General features: G+C 65.9%; 4 protein-coding genes. All 4 read right to left on the bottom strand.

Features of this window, described 5'->3' with window-relative positions; all coding sequences use genetic code 11:
• Positions 1–463, bottom strand: a 463-nt coding sequence (locus tag GT030_RS04765) for a transposase family protein (RefSeq protein ID WP_161199981.1), incomplete at its 3' end; no start/stop codon positions are given.
• 57 nt (positions 464–520) lie between these two features.
• Positions 521–706, bottom strand: coding sequence for a DUF1737 domain-containing protein (locus GT030_RS04760; RefSeq protein WP_161199980.1), 186 nt, complete (start codon positions 704–706; stop codon positions 521–523).
• Positions 707–796: 90 nt separating this feature from the next.
• Complete coding sequence (locus GT030_RS04755; protein WP_161199979.1) at positions 797–1003, bottom strand: cold-shock protein; 207 nt, start codon at positions 1001–1003, stop codon at positions 797–799.
• A gap of 294 nt (positions 1004–1297) precedes the next feature.
• The coding region (locus GT030_RS04750; RefSeq protein ID WP_237522202.1) for a hypothetical protein at positions 1298–1510 on the bottom strand (213 nt) is incomplete at its 5' end.

Here is a 1510-nt window from a genome sequence, read left to right as displayed (position 1 = left end):
GACCCGGACGGCCGGCTTTCGGACGGCGGACCTGGACCTCGGTGCCGTCGATCCGCAGCTCGACGCCCTCGGCGTCGGCGTAGGCGAATAGGTCTTCCAGCGTGCGCAACCGGATGCCGGGGCGGTCGGGTACGGCGAAGCCGCGGGCCGCCAACAGCGGCCGGACCTCGCGAACCGCGTTCGAGATGGTGGAGCGGTCCACCACGTACAGCTCGGCGAGCGCCGCATGCGGCAGACCGAGCCGCAGGTGCACCAGCGTAACCAGCAGTCGGTCCAGGAAGACCAGCCGCCGCTTCGGTCCGGCACCTGCCGCCCAACGCCGGTCCTGGCCGCGCCGCTGGCGCAGCGCCGACTCACGCGCAGCCTCCCAACGCTGAGCAAGTTCTTCGAGTAACTCGCCGAAGTGTGCACGGGAGACCCCGGACAGATGGGAACAGGCCGCACGGGCCCAGGCAAGCGTCACAACTCGCCTAACCCGTACGGTCCTTCTCGTGTCACGGGCAGACCGCGACCATAAGTCCTAGGGTTGTGCTGGCCATACCACCGCTTGGGCGACGATGACCCTCTCACCGTTGAAAGTGACCGCAGGGCCCTCGTGCAGTTCGTAGCCAAGAGCTATCGCTTCGCTCACACGATGGCAGAACGCGGCGTCGTCCGGGCCGGTCAAGACTCGGTAGATAGGCAATCCGTCTGGTGGTGTACTCATGAAAAGAAAGATCTCATGCGCACCCGTCCGCCGAGCCAGGCACCCGCCTTACCGGGCCAATCGCTCCCAAGGTCGTTAGTCCGGCACGCCTCAACGTTGGGGAACCACGTTCTCCGCCTGGGGCCCTTTCGGGCCTTGGGTGATCGAGTACTCAACCCGCTGGTTCTCCTCCAGTGCCTTGTAGCCACTGGACTGGATGGCGCTGAAGTGCACGAAAACATCCGGGCCCCCGTCATCTTGGGTGATGAAACCGAAGCCCTTGTCAGCGTTGAACCACTTCACCGTGCCCTGTGCCATCGCCCTATCTCCGCCTGTTGAGTTGCGGCGCCACAGCGTGCGCTGACCGACGCCCTGAAATGGTTCGGCACCGGATCATGCCCCCTTGCCCTACGCCTCCAATCCTGCCAGCGGGTACCTGCCATGTCGGCCTCAGACACAGCTATCGAGGCAGCTGAACAGCGTGCCGTACATGCCTGACACCCCTCGGATACTCGTCAGCACTTGGTCTCCCGCCCCACTTGCCGCACATGCCTGATAGCTCAAGGGACCCTAGATAACCCGCGCCCCCGGAGCGGCGGGCGAGAGCGGCGCTCAGAGGCAGCAGTCGGTGATCTCGGCGGCGAACACGCCGCTGCCCACCGGGTAGCCGCTGAAGAGAACAGTGGCGGTGCGGCCGCCGACGGAGAGCTGGATCACCGTGCCGTCCGGCTCGGCGCGGCGGAAGTAGATCGGGCCAGTGGTGCCGAGGGGCGGGTTGATGACCTTGAACAGACGGGACTTCATGCTGATCCTCTCCGGACGGGG

The sequence above is a fragment of the Streptomyces sp. SID1328 genome (assembly GCF_009865595.1).
GTDB classification, from domain to species: domain Bacteria; phylum Actinomycetota; class Actinomycetes; order Streptomycetales; family Streptomycetaceae; genus Streptomyces; species Streptomyces griseoluteus.
The sequence above is the reverse complement of the archived record's forward strand: the minus strand, read 5'-3'. Positions and strand labels throughout refer to the sequence as shown.

What these genes read in the sequence shown, in the direction of transcription:
- GT030_RS04760 (WP_161199980.1), bottom strand. Translation starts at nt 706, where the DNA reads ATGAGTACACCACCAGACGGATTGCCTATCTACCGAGTCTTGACCGGC.
- GT030_RS04755 (WP_161199979.1), bottom strand. Translation starts at nt 1,003, where the DNA reads ATGGCACAGGGCACGGTGAAGTGGTTCAACGCTGACAAGGGCTTCGGT.